This is a genomic window from Collinsella tanakaei (assembly GCF_016900375.1).
GTDB lineage: Bacteria > Actinomycetota > Coriobacteriia > Coriobacteriales > Coriobacteriaceae > Collinsella.
The window spans coordinates 1-401 of sequence record NZ_JACJKB010000056.1 but is presented as its reverse complement, the minus strand read 5'-3'; the positions used below and the strand labels follow the sequence as shown (position 1 = coordinate 401).

The following is a 401-nucleotide window of genomic DNA, read 5'->3' as shown; positions in this document are numbered from 1 at the left end:
CGAGGCCGTTGGGAGGCCACTCGAGTCTCTTTTTATGGGCAGCGGCATCACCGCCACGCCCGCCGCCAAGACTTCGGCCGAGGCCCCCAGCCGTAGCAACGAAATGCGCAGCCGAGGAGGCCACGCGCGGATATTAGAATGCCGAACGTGCGTCGAGCAGACACGCCCTCAGGCGGCGGCCCACCCGGGTGAAGATAGGTAGGCCCGACCGGTCGCGGTGGCCCCGCGGGCGGTCGGGCCGGTTTTGCCTCTTGACAATGTTCAGCTCATATTAAAAAGGGGCCCTTCCGGACCCCTTGAGTTTGCTGGAGGCGAAGCCCGGATTCGAACCGGGGGTAAAGGCTTTGCAGGCCTCTGCCTTACCACTTGGCCACTTCGCCGGATATGAAAAGAGCCGATCG

General features: G+C 63.8%; 1 tRNA gene. It reads right to left on the bottom strand.

The window, feature by feature from the left end:
- Positions 1 to 306 precede the first annotated feature (306 nt).
- Positions 307 to 380 (bottom strand) — tRNA-Cys (locus H6A16_RS10580).
- Between the last annotated feature and the right edge of the window lie 21 nt (positions 381 to 401).